The following is a 15,431-nucleotide window of genomic DNA, read 5'->3' as shown; positions in this document are numbered from 1 at the left end:
TGATCCAGGCCAGATGCTTTAATGGGGCCTCGATTTTATAATTCGGCTTCATGGCAGTCTGGGCCCTCGGCATCAATCACACGACAGCGCCGCTCGATCTTCGCGGCCGCTTCGCGTTTGCCGTCGACCAGATCGGGCCCACGTTGCACTCGCTGCGCGAGAGCTTCGCCACGCGCGTCGGCCGCCACCCCGAGGCCGCGATCCTCTCCACCTGCAACCGCACCGAGATCTACTGCGCGGCCCAGAAGCTGGAACTCGACTCCACCCTCGAATGGCTCGCGCAGTCCGGTGGCGTGTCGCCGGCCCAGCTGCGCAACCATGCCTACCTGCTGCGGGATGGCCAGGCGGCTCGCCACGCGTTCAGGGTCGCCAGCGGGCTGGATTCCATGGTGCTCGGCGAGGCCCAGATCCTCGGCCAGCTCAAGGACGCCGTGCGCGCCGCCGACGAGGCCGGCGCCCTGGGCACCACGCTCAACCAGCTCTTCCAGCGCTCGTTCGCGGTCGCCAAGGAAGTGCGTACCTCCACCGAGGTGGGCGCCCATTCGATCAGCATGGCGGCCGCGGCCGTGCGACTGGCGGGCCAGCTGTTCGAGGACCTGAGCCAGGTGCGCGTACTGTTCGTCGGCGCCGGCGAGATGATCGAGCTGGCCGCCACGCACTTCGCGGCGCGTAACCCCCGCGCCATTGCCGTGGCCAACCGCACGCTCGAACGCGGCGAGAAGCTGGCGGCCCGATTCGGCGGTCAGGTCATGCGCCTGGCCGACCTGCCTGGCCGCCTGGGCGAATTCGACATCGTGGTCAGCTCCACCGCGAGCCAGCTGCCGATCATCGGCCTGGGCGCCGTCGAGCGGGCGCTCAAGGCGCGCCGCCACCGGCCCATGTTCATGGTCGACCTGGCCGTCCCGCGCGACATCGAGCCCGAGGTCAAGGCCCTGGAAGACGTCTACCTCTACACGGTGGACGACCTGGCCCACGTGGTGCAGACGGGCCATGCCAGCCGGCAGGCCGCAGTGGCCCAGGCCGAAGCCATCATCGACGCTGGCGTGCAGAGCTTCCTGCACTGGATGGACCAGCGGCACGCGGTGCCGCTCATCCGCCAGCTCCAGGCCCAGGCCGACGAGTGGCGCACCCATGAGATCGCCCGGGCACGCCGCCAGCTGGCGCGCGGCGCCGATGTCGACACGGTGCTGGAGGCGCTCTCGCGCGGACTCACGCAGAAGCTGCTGCACGGCGCCATGGCGGAGCTGCACGCTGGCGACGCCGAGGCCCGCGAGCGCGCTAGCGCCGCCATCGAGCACTTCTTCCTGCGCAAGGAACGTTAGCTGCGGGCTCGCGCCCGAGCCGGCCCTGCCAGGCAGGGCCACCCCTTGTGCGTCACGCGCCGCCGGCGCCACGCCCTCCCACCGACACCGGATCCCCCTTGAAGCCCTTCCTCCGCCAGCAGCTCGAGCGCTTTCCCGTCCGCCTGCAGGAGCTCGACTTCCACCTCTCCCAGGCCGAGGTGGTGGCCGACCGCGACCGTTACCGGGAACTGACTCGCGAACACGCCGAAGTCTCCGAGGTGGCTGCCCTCTACCAGCGGTTCCGGCAGCGCGAGCAGGACCTGGAGGCCGCCCGGGCCATGCTGGCCGACCCGGAGCTCGAGGCCATGGCGGGCGAGGAGATCGCTGCCGTGGAGGCGGAACTGCCCGACCTGGAAGCCGGGTTGCAGGCCCTGCTGCTGCCGCGCGACCCCGACGACACGCGCAACACCTTCCTGGAAGTGCGCGCGGGCACGGGCGGCGACGAGGCCGCACTGTTCGCCGGCGACCTGCTGCGCATGTACACGCGCTACGCGGAGCGCCAGGGCTGGCGCACCGAGCTGATCAGCGAAAGCCCGGGCGAGGTCGGCGGCTACAAGGAGGTGGTGCTGCGCATCATCGGTGAGGGCAGCTACGGCAAGCTCAAGTTCGAATCCGGCGGCCACCGCGTGCAGCGGGTGCCCGCCACCGAGAGCCAGGGCCGCATCCACACCAGCGCCTGCACCGTGGCGGCGCTGCCCGAGCCCGACGAGTCGACGGCCGTGCAGATCAACCCGGCGGACCTGCGCATCGACACCTTCCGCGCGTCGGGCGCGGGCGGCCAGCACGTGAACAAGACCGATTCGGCCGTGCGCATCACCCACCTGCCCACGGGCATCGTGGCCGAGTGCCAGGACGACCGCTCGCAGCATCGCAACAAGGCCAAGGCGCTGCAGGTGCTGGCCGCCCGCATCCAGGAGAAGGAGCGCTCGGAGCGCGCCGCCCGCGAGGCCGCCACGCGCAAGGGCCTCATCGGCAGCGGCGACCGCTCGGACCGCATCCGCACCTACAACTTCCCGCAGGGTCGCATGACCGACCACCGGATCAACCTCACGCTGTACCGGCTGGGCGCCATCCTCGAGGGCGACCTCGACGAGGTGGTGGCCGCGCTCCTGCTGGCCCGCCGTGCCGAGCAGCTGGAGGAGCTGGAGATCGGCCTCGGCGCCGCCCCCCTGGCATGACCCTCGCCGAGGCGCTGGCCCTGGCAGCGGCGCGCGGGCTGGCGCGCATCGACGCGCAGGTGCTGCTGCTGCACGCCATCGGCCGCACCGGCAGCGACCGCGCGTGGCTCATCGCGCATGACAACGACAGCCTCTCACCGGCCGAGGTCGAGGCCTACGAGACGCTGTGCCGCCGCCGTGCGGACGACGAGCCCGTGGCCTACCTGACCGGCACGCGCGAATTCCACGGCATGCCGCTGGAAGTGGACGCGCGCGTACTCGACCCCCGGGCGGACACGGAAGTGCTGGTGGACTGGTCGCTGGAGGTCCTGCAAGGCTGCGCGCGCCCGCGCGTGGTGGATCTGGGCACGGGCAGCGGCGCGATCGCTCTCGCCATCGCGCTGCAGCGGCCCGACGCCCAGGTGGATGCCGTCGATCGCAGCGCGGACGCCCTGGCCGTGGCGGCCGCCAACGCCGCGCGACTGGGACTTGCGATCCGCACCCGCCTGGGCGACTGGCTGCGGGGTGACGCGGGCCGGTACGACCTGATCGTGAGCAACCCCCCCTACATCGCCGAAGGAGACCCGCACCTGCCCGCCTTGCGCCACGAACCTGAGGGTGCGCTGGTTGCCGGCCCCGACGGCCTCGACGCCATCCGCGAGATCGTCCGGCAGGCGCCCGGCCATCTGGCGCCGGGCGGCTGGCTGCTCATCGAGCACGGCCATGACCAGGCGGCGGCCGTTCGCGCCTTGCTGGATGGCGCCGGCCTGCGCCGGACCAGCAGCCGTCGCGATCTGGCGGGTATCGAACGCTGTTCCGGCGCACAGGCGCCCGGGCTGGGATAATCCCGTCGATTCAGGGCCCCGATCCGGCCCCATGGAGCATCCACACATGAGCGACGTGCAGCAACGCATCGATGAACTGGTCAAGGGCAGCGACATCCTGCTGTTCATGAAGGGCAGCGCCAGCTTCCCGCAATGCGGGTTCTCCGGTCGCGCCGTGCAGATCCTCAAGGCCTGCGGGGTGGATCCCAAGCAGCTGCGCACGGTCAACGTGCTCGAGGACGACGAGATCCGCCAGGGCATCAAGGAATACAGCAACTGGCCGACCATTCCCCAGCTCTACGTGAAGGGCGAGTTCGTGGGCGGCTCGGACATCATGATGGAGATGTACCAGTCGGGCGAGCTGCAGCAGGTGCTGGGCGGCCTGGCCCGCGCCTGACCGGCCGCTTGTAGGCCCGCGTCCACAGCCCGCCGGGCCGGCAGGGCTGCACCGGTTGATCCCTGGCACGGCTTGTGCTGCAATGTTCTGCAGCATTCCCGCAGTCCAAGGAGTGATCGATGGAGTCCCGCAGTCTCGTACCGCACGCCCCGGGCCTCAAGCTGCCCATCGCCAATGTGCGCAGCGTGTTCCGGCCGCACGAGGTGGAACGCAAGCTCGCCAAGCTGCCGCAGCGCGAACATGAGGGCCTGCGCGCCACCTATGAGCGCATGCTCGAGCGGGGTCCCGAGCGCTTCCAGGTCAAGCCCTGCGGCGTGCCGGACATGGTGGGGCTCTACGACCAGCTCCCCAACTTCACTGACGCGCTGGACGACGTGAAGCGCCACGTCGCCTTGGCGCAGGACAGCAGTGACGGCCTGGAAGTCACGCCCATGCTGCTGCTGGGCCCCCCCGGCATCGGCAAGACCCATTTCGCGCGCCAGCTCGCGGACCTGCTCGGCACCGGCATGAACCTGGTGCCGATGAGCTCCATGACCGCCGGCTGGCTGCTCTCCGGCGCGTCTTCGCAGTGGAAGGGCGCCAAGCCGGGCAAGGTGTTCGAGGCGCTGGTCGACGGCCAGTACGCCAACCCGGTGATCGTGGTCGACGAGGTCGACAAGGCCGCCGGCGATGCGCAGTACGACCCGCTGGGTGCGCTTTACGGCCTGCTGGAGCACGACACGGCGGGCGCCTTCGTCGATGAGTTCGCCGAGATCGCGGTCGATGCCAGCCAGGTCATCTGGATCATGACGGCCAACGACGACCGCTGCATCCCCGAGCCGATCCTCAACCGCATGAACGTGTTCGAGATCGAGCCGCCCAGCCCGGAGCAGGCGCGTCACATTGCACGCAACCTCTATCACTCGATCCGGTCCGACCACGCCTGGGGCCGCCGCTTCAGCGAGGAACCGGCCGACGACGTGCTGGACCTGCTGGCCGAGCTGGCCCCGCGGGACATGCGCCGGGCGCTGATGACGGCCTTCGGCAACGCCCGCCTGGCACAGCGGGACGCCCTCGCGCCGGACGACCTGCCGCGCACCGCAGCGGGGCGCCAGCGCATCGGCTTCGTGCAGTGAGCCGGCGAACAGCGGCTCAGGAGCCGCTGCCGCTGCCCGCCGGTGCCGGACGGGGCGGCTCGGCGACCGGCCGCGCCTTGTCCTCGAACTCCCAGCCACGCCGGGCGGACATCACCGCGTTCGGATACTGCGGCTTGCCGCGGCTGCCGTTGTAGCGGCCGAGCGCCATGAAGAGGTCACCCCGCTCGCGATCGAGGTAGTGCCGCAGGATGACGCAGCCGAAGCGCAGGTTGGTCTGCATGTGGAACAGCTTGCTGGCGTCGCCGTCGCCGATCAGCCGGCTCCAGAACGGCATCACCTGCATGTAGCCGCGTGCGCCCACGGGGCTCACCGCGAACTTGCGGAACGCGCTTTCCACCTGGATCAGGCCCAGCACCAGCGCCGGTTCCAGGCCGGCGCGCCGACTCTCGTACCAGACAGTCTGCAGGAACTCCTTGCGCTCCTGCCAGGCCGGCTTGCGGCGTTGCAGGCGGCCGCTCATCGCGCCCAGCCAGCGCAGGTAATGCAGCCGGCCCTCGAGGTCGGCGAAGTCGGGGATGGGCGGGGCGCTGTTGGAGATGGCCGAAGTGAGCGCCGTGCGCACGGAGTCGGCGAGCGGCTCCTCGATCTGGCCGCCCGCCCGTGCGGCCGGCGCCCAGGCGGCCGCCCCCAGCGACCCCAGGCCCGCGGCCAGCCAGCGGCGGCGGCGGATCACGCCTGGAGCCGCCCCTTGACGAAGGCGGCGATGTCGGCCGCGGCCACCTTGGTGGCGGTCGTGTCGCGACGTTGCTGGTATTCGAGCTGGCCTTCCTTCAGGCCCCGGTCGGAGATCACCACGCGATGGGGCACGCCGATCAGCTCCCAGTCGGCGAACATGGCGCCAGGCCGTTCGCCGCGGTCGTCGAGCAGCACATCCACACCGGCCGCAGCCAGTTCGTCATGCAGGCGTTCAGCGGCCGCCTTGACCTCCGCGCTGCGGTCCATGCCGATCGGGCAGATCACCACGGTGAACGGGGCGATCGCATCCGGCCAGATGATGCCGCGCTCGTCGTGGTTCTGCTCGATGGCGGCGGCGGCGATGCGCGTCACACCGATGCCATAGCAGCCCATCTCGAAGAGCTTGGGCTTGCCGTCTTCGTCGAGGAAGGTGGCGTTCATGGCGCGGCTGTACTTGGTGCCGAGATAGAACACGTGGCCGACCTCGATGCCGCGCTCGATGGCAAGCGGGCCGCGGCCGTCGGGCGACGGATCGCCCTCCAGCACGTTGCGGATGTCGGCCACGACGTCGGGCTCCGGCAGGTCGCGGCCCCAGTTCACGCCGGTGAGGTGGAAGTCCTCTTCGTTGGCCCCGCAGATCCAGTCGGCCATGACGGCGACCTCGCGGTCGGCCACCACCTTGACCGGCTTGCGCAGGCCGATGGGGCCCAGGTAACCGGGCCGGGTGCCGAAGTGGTCCAGGATCTCGGGCACGGTGGCGAAGCGGAACCCCGCGTCCAGGCCGGGCACCTTGCCGACCTTGATCTCGTTCATGTCGTGGTCGCCGCGCACCAGCAGCAGCCACACCTGCGTGGCCGCGACCTGCCCGTCCGGCCCTGCCTGGTCGGTGGCGAGCACGAGCGACTTCACGGTGGTGATCAGCGGCACACCCAGCAGCGTGGCGACATCCTGGCAGGTGCTCTTGCCGGGGGTGGGCACCTTGCGCATCGGCTCGGCGGCAGCGGGGCGCGGCTGCGCGGGCGCCAGGGCCTCGGCCTTCTCCATGTTGGCCGCGTAGTCGCTGGCCGGGCAGTAGACGATGGCGTCCTCGCCGGTGGCGGCGATGACCTGGAACTCCTCCGACAGGTCCCCGCCGATGGCGCCGCTGTCGGCGGCGACGGCGCGGTAGCGCAGGCCGAAGCGGTCGAAGATGCGGCGGTAGGCCTGGGCCATGATCTCGTAGCTGCGCTTCGCACCGGCCTGGTCGCGGTCGAAGCTGTACGCGTCCTTCATGATGAACTCGCGCCCGCGCATCAGCCCGAAGCGCGGACGGCGCTCGTCACGGAACTTGGTCTGGATCTGGTACAGGTTCTTCGGCAACTGGCGGTAGCTGCGCAGTTCCTGGCGGGCGATGTCGGTCACCACCTCCTCGCTGGTGGGCTGGACGACGAAGTCGCGGTCGTGCCGGTCACGGATGCGAAGCAGCTCGGGACCCATCTTCTGGAAGCGGCCGGTTTCCTGCCACAGCTCCGCCGGCTGCACCACGGGCATCGTGCATTCCACCGCCCCGGCGCGATCCATTTCCTCGCGCACGATGGCTTCGACCTTGCGGATGACCCGCAGGCCCATGGGCATATAGGTGTAGATGCCGGCGCCGAGCTTCTTGATCATGCCGGCACGGGTCATCAGCCGGTGGCTGGCAACCTCGGCGTCGGCAGGGGCTTCCTTCAGGGTGGCGATGAGGAACTGGGAGGCGCGCATGGGACGGGGGGACGGGTCGGAGTGGCTGAGCCCTTCCAGCGCGAGGGTGCGCCGTGCATAATGAACTCAGTTCAAGAATTTGGGGTGAGATTATGCTTGACCGGGACGGCTTCAGGCCCAACGTCGGCATCATCCTGCTCAACCAGAAGAATCAGGTGTTCTGGGGCAAGCGCATCCGGACACACAGCTGGCAGTTCCCGCAGGGCGGCATCGACCGGGGCGAAAACCCCGAGCAGGCCATGTTCCGGGAACTCCACGAGGAAATCGGGTTGATGCCGGAGCACGTGCGCATCATCGCGCGCACCAGGGACTGGCTGCGCTACGAAGTGCCCGAGCGCTACATCCGGCGCGACGCGCGGGGTCACTACAAGGGCCAGAAGCAGATCTGGTTCCTGCTCCAGTTGACCGGCCAGGACTGGAACCTCAACCTGCGCGCCACCAACCACCCGGAGTTCGACGCCTGGCGCTGGAACGACTACTGGGTCCCGCTCGACGTGGTGGTGGAGTTCAAGCGCGGCGTGTACGAGATGGCGCTGCGTGAGCTGGCGCGCTACCTGCCACGCAATGACCACCGCAACCGCTACCTGCGCGCAGGCATGCGCCCGCGCGAGAACGAGCACGCCTTCGACAGCCGACCCATGCCCTTGCCCGCCCCCGTGCTGGAGCTCCCTCCCGGCGCCACGTTCGACCCGCATCCCCAGGCCCGGGCCGAGGCAACGGGCGACAAGCACCCGGGATGACGCGGCGAATGCCACGAATCGCGGTCATCGCACGCCAGTGGGCGAAGCTCGGCACGGCGTTGTGCCTGGCTGCGCTGCCGCTGGCCCACGCGCAGGTGGTCCCGACCGATCCGGACTGGCGTGAATCGGAGGCACCGGCGCCACCCGTCCCGGTGGCCAGCCGCATGGTCCCGCTCGACATGCCGGGCAGCAGCCTGCGCTTCGGGGTCGACCCGGCCTCGGTCTCGGTCGGGCGTGATGGCGTGGTGCGCTATGTGGTGCTGGCCATCGGCAGCGGCGGCGCGATGAATGCCATCTACGAGGGTGTGCGTTGCAACACCGCGGAGGTCAAGGTCTACGCGCGGCATTCGCCCGCGGCGGGCTGGGTTGCCACACCGGCGGCAGAGTGGCAGCGGCTCCATGAGGTCGCGCATTCACGCCACAGCCTCGTGATTGCCCGCAACGGGGCTTGCGTCGGCCACGGCGCGGCCGGCACGGCGGCCGACATCGTGCGCAACCTGAAGGAAGGCCCGGACCGCCGCTTCGTGCAATAGGGGGCGATGCGCGGGCCGGCGCGCCTTCAGCGCGTCAGGACGAGATTGGTCCGGTGGATCATCTCGGGTTCGGCCATGTAGCCGAGCAGGCGCTCGATCTCCGACGAGGGCTTGCGGCACAGCAGGCGCGCCTCGGCGGCCGCGTAGTTCGCCAGTCCGCGGGCGATCTCCTGACCGCTCGCATCGCGCACGGCAATCACGTCGCCGCGCGAGAAGTCGCCCTCCACGGCCGTCATGCCGATCGGCAGCAGGCTCTTGCCTTCGCCGCAAAGCTTGGCGGCCGCGCCGGCATCGACCGAGACCGCGCCGCGCAACTGCAGGTGGTCGGCCATCCAGCGCTTGCGCGCCTGGCTCTTCTGGTCCGGCGCCACCAGCAGCGTGCCCACGATCTCGCCGGCAGCCAGGCGCAGCAGGCAATCCGTCTCGCGGCCCCAGGCGATGGCGGTGGAGGCGCCCGAGCCGGCCGCGCGACGGGCGGCCAGCACCTTGGTGATCATGCCGCCACGGCCGATGCTGCTGCCTGCACCGCCAGCCATGGCCTCCAGCGCCGGATCGCCTGCGCGGGCCTCGCTGATGAAGCGCGCCGCGGGGTCCTTGCGGGGGTCGGCGCTGTACAGGCCCTTCTGGTCGGTGAGGATCACCAGCAGGTCGGCCTCGACCAGGTTGGCGACCAGTGCGCCGAGCGTGTCGTTGTCGCCGAACTTGATCTCGTCGTTGACAACCGTGTCGTTCTCGTTGATGACTGGCACGACCTTCAGCGCGAGCAAGGTCAGCAGCGTGCTGCGGGCGTTGAGATAGCGCTCGCGGTCGGCCAGGTCGGCGTGGGTCAGCAGCACCTGCGCCGAGCCCATGCCCTGCTCGCGCAGCTTGGTCTCGTACATCTGCGCCAGGCCCATCTGGCCCACGGCCGCGGCAGCCTGCAGCTCGTTCAGCTCGCTCGGGCGCGTGGCCCAGCCCAGGCGCTTCATGCCTTCGGCGATGGCACCGCTGGACACCATGATGACTTCGCGGCCGTCGCGGGCCAGCGCGGCCAGCTGCCGGCACCATTCGCCGATGGCGCGCTCGTCGAGCCCGCGGCCTTCATTGGTGACGAGGCTGGAGCCGACCTTGACGACGATGCGCCGCGCGTCCCGCAGGACGGCGGCGGACTGGGTTTCGCTCATGGGTTCGCGGGGGGATCGGTCGGGAAACGGGGGTCGACCTCCGTCACCGGCTGGTCGGCGAGCTGCCGGGCGCGGATGTGCTGGTAGACCGCCTGCACCAGGGACTCACAGCCCTCCCGGGTGAGCGCCGAGATCTCGAACACCGGCCCCTTGAAGCGCATGCGGCGGACAAAGTCCTTCACGCGGGCGGCGCGCTCCTCGGCCGGGACCATGTCGAGCTTGTTCAGCACCAGCCAGCGCGGCTTCTGGTGCAGCGCCGGGTCGTACTTCTTCAGCTCGGCGACGATCGCCTTGGCCTGGGCGACCGGGTCGACGCCCTCGTCGAAGGGCGCGATGTCCACCACGTGCAGCAGCAGGTGCGTGCGCTGCAGATGGCGCAGGAACTGGTGTCCGAGGCCGGCGCCCTCGGACGCCCCCTCGATCAGCCCGGGCACGTCGGCAATGACGAAGCTCTGCTCCGGGCCGACGCGGACCACGCCCAGGTTGGGGTGCAGGGTGGTGAAGGGATAGTCCGCGATCTTGGGGCGGGCATTGGAGACCGCGGCGATCAACGTGGACTTGCCCGCATTGGGCATGCCCAGCAGGCCGACGTCGGCCAGCACCTTCAGTTCGAGCTTGAGGCTCTTGCGCTCGCCGGGCCAGCCCGGCGTCTTCTGCCGGGGCGCCCGGTTGATCGAGCTCTTGAAGCGCATGTTGCCGAAGCCGCCATCGCCGCCCTTGGCGATCAGGATGCGCTCGCCCGGCTGCAGCAGTTCATGCAGCACCGCGCCGGTCTCGACGTCGCTGATGATCGTGCCCACCGGCATCTTGAGCGTGACGTCGTGCCCCGCCGCGCCGAACATGTCGGAGCCCATGCCGTGCTCGCCGCGGCCGGCCTCGTGGCGCCGCGAGTAGCGATAGTCCACCAGGGTGTTGAGGCTCGGGTCCGCGATGGCCCAGACGTGGCCGCCGCGCCCCCCGTCGCCCCCGTTCGGACCACCGAACTCCTTGTACTTCTCGTGCCGGAACGACACGCAGCCGTTGCCGCCATCGCCGGCGGCGATGTCGATGAAGGCTTCGTCGACGAATTTCATTCGGTTGGCTTCCAAACAACAAAGCCCCGCCAGGCGGGGCTTTGTCCCTGCGGGTGGAGATTAACTCAAGCCGAGGCCGGCTCGACGCTCACCACGTGCTTGTTGAGCGCGCCCTGGACGCGGAACTTCACGTGCCCGTCCACCAGGGCGAACAGCGTGTGGTCACGGCCCACGCCGACGTTGGTACCGGGGTGGAACTTGGTGCCGCGCTGGCGCACGATGATGGAGCCGGCGCTGATGAGTTCGCCGCCGAAAGCCTTGACGCCCAGCATCTTGGGCTGGGAATCGCGACCGTTTCGCGTGGAGCCGCCGCCTTTTTTCTGTGCCATGTTTCCTGCTCCTTAGGCCGCGATGGCGCCGATCTGGAGCTCGGTGTAGAGCTGGCGATGGCCCTGACGCTTCTGATAATGCTTGCGACGGCGCAGCTTGAAGATGCGCACCTTGTCGTGCTTGCCCTGCGCCACGACCGTGGCCTTGACGCTGGCACCATCCACCAGGGGCGCCCCGACCTTCAGTTCGCCGCCTTGGCCGACAGCAAGAACCTGATCAAGGGTGATTTCCTGGCCGATGTCCGCAGCAATCTGTTCTACTTTTATCTTGTCGCCAGCGGCAACGCGATACTGCTTGCCACCGGTTTTTATGACCGCGTACATGTGAACCTCACAAATGGAAAACCCACCGGACGCATTTCCGGTGAGCCCGCGAATATAGCACGGTTTGCGGTCACTCACACGGCGCGCCCGCCTGGCGGACAGGGGCTTCCTATAATCCCGGCACACCTCCGGACCCGCTCTTGACCGACTCCAACGCCAGCGTCGCCCCCGTGCTCGCCCTGATCGCCGACGACATGCAGGCCGTCGACGCCGTGATCGCCCGCCGGCTCGACTCCGGCGTGCCCCTGGTGGCCGAGGTGTCGCGCTACATCATCGCATCCGGCGGCAAGCGCCTGCGCCCGGCGCTGCTGCTGCTCATCTGCGGCGCCCTGGGCTACCGGGGCGAACAGCGGTTCAACCTGGCAGCCGTGGTGGAGTTCATCCACACCGCGACCCTGCTGCACGATGACGTGGTCGACGAGTCGACGCTGCGCCGCGGCCGCGCCACCGCCAACGAGCGCTTCGGCAACCCGGCCAGCGTGCTGGTGGGCGACTTCCTCTACTCGCGCGCCTTCCAGATGATGCTGGACGCACACGACATGCGGGTGATGGAGATCCTGGCCGAGGCGACCAACGTCATCGCCGAGGGCGAGGTGATGCAGCTCATGAACATGCACGACCCGGATCTCGACGAAGCCGGCTACCTGCAGGTGATCCGCTCCAAGACCGCGAAGCTGTTCGAGGCCAGCGCCCGGCTCGGCGCCGTGCTGGCTGGCGCCGGCCCCGAGGTGGAGCGTGCCTGCGCCGTCTATGGCCAGGCCCTCGGCACCGCCTTCCAGGTCATCGACGACGTGCTCGACTACGACGGCGAGGTCGAGGCCATGGGCAAGAACCTCGGTGACGACCTGCGCGAGGGCAAGGTGACGCTGCCCCTGATCGCGGCCATGCACCGCGGCACCACCGACCAGCGCGCGCTGATCCGGGGCGCCGTCGAGACGGGCGCGCTCGACGCGCTCGACGCCATCGTGGCCATCGTGCGCGACACCGGCGCCCTGCAGGTGGCCCATGCGGCCGCCGCGGCCGAGGCGCAGCGGGCGATCGATGCGGCGCGATCGCTGCCCGAAAACGACCACGCCGGCGGTTTGATACAATTGGCGGCTTCGCTGCTTCAGCGCCGCCACTGAGGGCCTTCAACAGGTCACCGGTCGCGTGGCGCAGGGGCCGCATCGGGGTGTAGCTTAGCCTGGTAGAGCGCTACGTTCGGGACGTAGAGGCCGGAGGTTCGAATCCTCTCACCCCGACCAGATTTCCCGCCTTCACGTCCAACGTCCGCCCGCCAGCCGTCCCGGCTGCGGCGCAGATGACGCGCGGGCGTGACTTCGTTCCAACTGTCTGCGGCCTGCAAGGGGCGTGAGCGTTTACACGGGCAACGCTTTTGGCGATGATCGGCCCTGACCGCCCCATCCGGCCAGCTTGACGCTGCCCGGATGAAGGGTCGCAATCCATGGCCGCTGTAGATCCTGCCGTTGAATCCGCTTCCGTCGCCCTGCCGGGGATCGCGCGCGCGCTCATTTCCGCCGGCAAGCTGGGGCAGAAGTCCGCCGAGGACGTCTTCCGCAAGGCGCAGGCCAGCCGCAACAGCTTCATTGCCGAGCTCACCGGCTCCGGCGCGGTGTCGGCGTCGGACCTTGCCCACACCATGTCGGCGGCGTTCGGCGCGCCGTTGCTCGACCTGGACGCCATCGACATCCAGCGCCTGCCCAAGAACCTGCTGGACGCCAAGATCTGCCAGGCGTACCGGGTGGTGGTGCTGTCCAAGCGCAACAACCGGCTGATCGTCGCAACGGCCGATCCGTCCGACCAGCAGGCCGCCGACAAGATCAAGTTCGCCACCCAGATGGGGGTGGACTGGGTGATCGCCGAGTACGACAAGCTGACCAAGATGGTGGAGGCCCAGGCCACCACGGCCACCGAGGCCATGGACAGCATCATCGGCGATGACTTCGAGTTCGACGAGTCGACCATGGATCAGGCCATGGTCGACGAGGACGACAAGGGCGGCACGCCCGACGTCGACGACGCGCCGGTCGTCAAGTTCCTGCACAAGATGCTGCTGGACGCCATCGGTGCCCGGGCCTCCGATCTGCACTTCGAGCCGTACGAGCACACCTACCGCGTCCGCTTCCGGGTCGACGGCGAGCTGCGCGAGATCGCCTCGCCGCCGGTCGCCATCAAGGACAAGCTGGCCTCCCGCATCAAGGTCATCTCGCGGATGGACATCTCCGAAAAGCGGGTCCCGCAGGACGGGCGCATGAAGCTCAAGGTAGGCCCTGACCGCGTGATCGACTTCCGCGTCAGCACCCTGCCCACGCTGTTCGGCGAGAAGATCGTGATCCGTATCCTGGATCCGTCCAGCGCCAAGCTCGGCATCGACGCGCTCGGTTACGAGGCCGACGAGAAGAAGCGCCTGCTCGACGCGATCAGCCGCCCCTACGGCATGATCCTGGTCACCGGCCCCACGGGTTCGGGCAAGACGGTGTCGCTCTACACCTGCCTGAACCTGATGAACAAGCCGGGGGTGAACATCTCCACCGCCGAGGACCCGGCCGAAATCAACCTGCCCGGGGTGAACCAGGTCAACGTGAACGACAAGGCGGGCCTGACGTTCGCGGTCGCGCTCAAGTCCTTTCTGCGCCAGGATCCCGACGTGATCATGGTGGGCGAAATCCGTGACCTGGAAACGGCCGACATCGCCATCAAGGCCGCCCAGACCGGCCACCTGGTGCTGTCCACCCTGCACACGAACGACGCGCCCGCCACGCTCACGCGGATGCGCAACATGGGCATCGCGCCCTTCAACATCGCGTCGGCCGTGATCCTGATCACCGCGCAGCGGCTGGCGCGCCGGCTGTGCGCCGCCTGCAAGAAGCCGCTGGACATCCCCTACGAGGCCCTGCTCGACGCGGGCTTCAAGGAGGAGGAGGTCGACGGCAGCTGGACACCCTACGGGCCGGTGGGCTGCAGCGCCTGCAACAACGGCTACAAGGGCCGGGTCGGCATCTACCAGGTAATGCCGATCAGCGAGGACATGCAGCGCATCATCCTGGCCGACGGCAGCGCGCTGGAGATCGCCACGCAGGCCCGCAAGGAAGGCGTCAAGAGCCTGCGCGAGGCCGGCCTCTGGAAGGTCCGGCAAGGCCTCACCTCCCTCGAGGAAGTGCTGGCGGTCACCAACGAATAACGCATCACAGAGGAGTCCCGCTATGGCAACCGCAGCAGCAGCCGCCAAGGTCACCGAAGTCGTCTGGGAATGGGAGGGCAAGGACCGCAATGGCAAGGTCGTGCGCGGCGAGACTCGCGCCGCTGGCGAGAACCAGGTCATGGCGGCCTTGCGGCGCCAGGGCGTCACGCCGACCAAGATCAAGAAGCGCCGCATGCGCTCCGGCCAGAAGATCCGGGCCAAGGACATCGCGATCTTCACCCGCCAGCTCGCCACCATGATGAAGGCCGGCGTGCCGCTGCTGCAGGCCTTCGACATCGTCGGTCGCGGCAACGCCAACGCCAGCGTGACCAAGCTGCTGAACGACATCCGGACCGATGTCGAGACCGGCACGTCGCTGTCGGCGGCCTTCCGCAAGTTCCCGCTGTACTTCGACAGCCTGTACTGCAACCTGGTCGAGGCCGGTGAGGCCGCCGGTATCCTGGAAAGCCTGCTGGACCGCCTGGCGACCTACATGGAGAAGACCGAGGCGATCAAGTCCAAGATCAAGGCGGCGCTGATGTACCCCATCGCCGTGGTCGTGGTGGCCTTCATCGTGGTGACCGTGATCATGATCTTCGTGATCCCGGCCTTCAAGGAGGTGTTCACCTCCTTCGGCGCCGACCTGCCGGCGCCGACCCTGTTCGTGATCGCGATGAGCGAGTTCTTCGTCAAGTACTGGTGGCTCATCTTCGGCGGCCTGGGCGGCGGCTTCTACTTCTTCATGCAGGCCTGGAAGCGCAGCGAGAAGGTGCAGATGTTCATGGACCGGCTGATGCTCAAGCTGCCGGTGTTCGG

The 15,431-nt window shown here is 69.0% G+C and carries 16 protein-coding genes and 1 tRNA gene; 11 read left to right on the top strand and 6 right to left on the bottom strand.

Annotated features, from left to right (window positions below):
- Positions 1-50 precede the first annotated feature (50 nt).
- The 5 genes from hemA (at position 51) to ACE3T5_RS12555 (ending at position 4,836) form a co-directional block, all read left to right on the top strand.
- A complete protein-coding gene (hemA, locus tag ACE3T5_RS12575; RefSeq protein WP_374668114.1) occupies positions 51-1,322 on the top strand; it encodes a glutamyl-tRNA reductase in 1,272 nt (423 codons plus the stop codon).
- A 98-nt stretch (positions 1,323-1,420) separates the two neighbouring features.
- Positions 1,421-2,521, top strand: coding sequence for a peptide chain release factor 1 (prfA, locus tag ACE3T5_RS12570; RefSeq protein WP_374668112.1), 1,101 nt, complete (start codon positions 1,421-1,423; stop codon positions 2,519-2,521).
- Positions 2,518-3,345 carry a peptide chain release factor N(5)-glutamine methyltransferase gene (gene prmC / locus ACE3T5_RS12565; protein WP_374668110.1) on the top strand — a complete coding sequence of 276 codons (828 nt, stop codon included), beginning with the start codon at positions 2,518-2,520 and terminating at the stop codon, positions 3,343-3,345. The genes prfA and prmC overlap by 4 nt, the downstream gene beginning before the upstream one ends.
- A gap of 46 nt (positions 3,346-3,391) precedes the next feature.
- Positions 3,392-3,721, top strand: a complete 330-nt coding sequence (grxD, locus tag ACE3T5_RS12560; RefSeq protein ID WP_374668108.1) for a Grx4 family monothiol glutaredoxin — start codon at positions 3,392-3,394, stop codon at positions 3,719-3,721.
- A 119-nt stretch (positions 3,722-3,840) separates the two neighbouring features.
- A complete protein-coding gene (locus ACE3T5_RS12555) occupies positions 3,841-4,836 on the top strand; it encodes an AAA family ATPase (protein ID WP_374668106.1) in 996 nt (331 codons plus the stop codon).
- A gap of 16 nt (positions 4,837-4,852) precedes the next feature.
- On the opposite strand, the gene ACE3T5_RS12550 is transcribed toward ACE3T5_RS12555, so the two are convergent.
- Both ACE3T5_RS12550 and ACE3T5_RS12545 read right to left on the bottom strand, forming a co-directional pair.
- Positions 4,853-5,530 (bottom strand): lytic transglycosylase domain-containing protein, encoded by a 678-nt coding sequence (locus ACE3T5_RS12550; protein WP_374668104.1) that lies wholly within the window; start codon positions 5,528-5,530, stop codon positions 4,853-4,855.
- On the bottom strand, positions 5,527-7,272 hold the full coding sequence (locus ACE3T5_RS12545; RefSeq protein ID WP_374668102.1) for a proline--tRNA ligase: 1,746 nt from the start codon (positions 7,270-7,272) through the stop codon (positions 5,527-5,529). Before ACE3T5_RS12545 ends, ACE3T5_RS12550 begins: the two co-directional genes overlap by 4 nt.
- A gap of 92 nt (positions 7,273-7,364) precedes the next feature.
- Here ACE3T5_RS12545 and ACE3T5_RS12540 point away from each other — a divergent pair, with 92 nt between their 5' ends.
- On the top strand, positions 7,365-8,012 hold the full coding sequence (locus ACE3T5_RS12540) for an RNA pyrophosphohydrolase (protein ID WP_374668100.1): 648 nt from the start codon (positions 7,365-7,367) through the stop codon (positions 8,010-8,012).
- Between the two features lie 8 nt (positions 8,013-8,020).
- Complete coding sequence (locus tag ACE3T5_RS12535) at positions 8,021-8,545, top strand: CNP1-like family protein (RefSeq protein ID WP_374668098.1); 525 nt, start codon at positions 8,021-8,023, stop codon at positions 8,543-8,545.
- A 26-nt stretch (positions 8,546-8,571) separates the two neighbouring features.
- On the opposite strand, the gene proB is transcribed toward ACE3T5_RS12535, so the two are convergent.
- From proB to rplU, 4 genes are all read right to left on the bottom strand, one after another.
- Positions 8,572-9,708, bottom strand: coding sequence for a glutamate 5-kinase (proB, locus tag ACE3T5_RS12530; protein WP_374668096.1), 1,137 nt, complete (start codon positions 9,706-9,708; stop codon positions 8,572-8,574).
- Positions 9,705-10,781 (bottom strand): Obg family GTPase CgtA, encoded by a 1,077-nt coding sequence (gene cgtA / locus ACE3T5_RS12525; RefSeq protein WP_374668094.1) that lies wholly within the window; start codon positions 10,779-10,781, stop codon positions 9,705-9,707. Before cgtA ends, proB begins: the two co-directional genes overlap by 4 nt.
- Positions 10,782-10,846: 65 nt before the next feature.
- Positions 10,847-11,110 carry a 50S ribosomal protein L27 gene (gene rpmA / locus ACE3T5_RS12520; RefSeq protein WP_374668092.1) on the bottom strand — a complete coding sequence of 88 codons (264 nt, stop codon included), beginning with the start codon at positions 11,108-11,110 and terminating at the stop codon, positions 10,847-10,849.
- Between the two features lie 12 nt (positions 11,111-11,122).
- Entirely contained in the window at positions 11,123-11,434 is a 312-nt protein-coding gene (gene rplU / locus ACE3T5_RS12515) for a 50S ribosomal protein L21 (RefSeq protein WP_374668090.1), read from the bottom strand.
- A 194-nt stretch (positions 11,435-11,628) separates the two neighbouring features.
- Between rplU and ACE3T5_RS12510 the strand changes: the two genes are divergently transcribed.
- The 4 genes from ACE3T5_RS12510 to ACE3T5_RS12495 form a co-directional block, all read left to right on the top strand.
- Positions 11,629-12,558 carry a polyprenyl synthetase family protein gene (locus ACE3T5_RS12510; RefSeq protein ID WP_374668142.1) on the top strand — a complete coding sequence of 310 codons (930 nt, stop codon included), beginning with the start codon at positions 11,629-11,631 and terminating at the stop codon, positions 12,556-12,558.
- A gap of 43 nt (positions 12,559-12,601) precedes the next feature.
- Positions 12,602-12,678 (top strand) — tRNA-Pro (locus tag ACE3T5_RS12505).
- Between the two features lie 200 nt (positions 12,679-12,878).
- Positions 12,879-14,615, top strand: coding sequence for a type IV-A pilus assembly ATPase PilB (gene pilB, locus ACE3T5_RS12500; protein WP_374668087.1), 1,737 nt, complete (start codon positions 12,879-12,881; stop codon positions 14,613-14,615).
- A 22-nt stretch (positions 14,616-14,637) separates the two neighbouring features.
- The coding region (locus tag ACE3T5_RS12495; RefSeq protein ID WP_374668085.1) for a type II secretion system F family protein at positions 14,638-15,431 on the top strand (794 nt) is incomplete at its 3' end.

This window comes from Ramlibacter sp. (assembly GCF_041916345.1).
GTDB lineage: Bacteria > Pseudomonadota > Gammaproteobacteria > Burkholderiales > Burkholderiaceae_C > Ramlibacter.
The sequence above is the reverse complement of the archived record's forward strand: the minus strand, read 5'-3'. Positions and strand labels throughout refer to the sequence as shown.

Coding starts and splice junctions, on each gene's coding strand:
- hemA (WP_374668114.1), top strand. CDS start 51: ATGGCAGTCTGGGCCCTCGGCATCAATCACACGACAGCGCCGCTCGAT.
- prmC (WP_374668110.1), top strand. CDS start 2,518: ATGACCCTCGCCGAGGCGCTGGCCCTGGCAGCGGCGCGCGGGCTGGCG.
- grxD (WP_374668108.1), top strand. CDS start 3,392: ATGAGCGACGTGCAGCAACGCATCGATGAACTGGTCAAGGGCAGCGAC.
- ACE3T5_RS12555 (WP_374668106.1), top strand. CDS start 3,841: ATGGAGTCCCGCAGTCTCGTACCGCACGCCCCGGGCCTCAAGCTGCCC.
- ACE3T5_RS12545 (WP_374668102.1), bottom strand. CDS start 7,272: ATGCGCGCCTCCCAGTTCCTCATCGCCACCCTGAAGGAAGCCCCTGCC.
- ACE3T5_RS12540 (WP_374668100.1), top strand. CDS start 7,365: ATGCTTGACCGGGACGGCTTCAGGCCCAACGTCGGCATCATCCTGCTC.
- ACE3T5_RS12535 (WP_374668098.1), top strand. CDS start 8,021: ATGCCACGAATCGCGGTCATCGCACGCCAGTGGGCGAAGCTCGGCACG.
- proB (WP_374668096.1), bottom strand. CDS start 9,708: ATGAGCGAAACCCAGTCCGCCGCCGTCCTGCGGGACGCGCGGCGCATC.
- cgtA (WP_374668094.1), bottom strand. CDS start 10,781: ATGAAATTCGTCGACGAAGCCTTCATCGACATCGCCGCCGGCGATGGC.
- rpmA (WP_374668092.1), bottom strand. CDS start 11,110: ATGGCACAGAAAAAAGGCGGCGGCTCCACGCGAAACGGTCGCGATTCC.
- rplU (WP_374668090.1), bottom strand. CDS start 11,434: ATGTACGCGGTCATAAAAACCGGTGGCAAGCAGTATCGCGTTGCCGCT.
- ACE3T5_RS12510 (WP_374668142.1), top strand. CDS start 11,629: ATGCAGGCCGTCGACGCCGTGATCGCCCGCCGGCTCGACTCCGGCGTG.
- pilB (WP_374668087.1), top strand. CDS start 12,879: ATGGCCGCTGTAGATCCTGCCGTTGAATCCGCTTCCGTCGCCCTGCCG.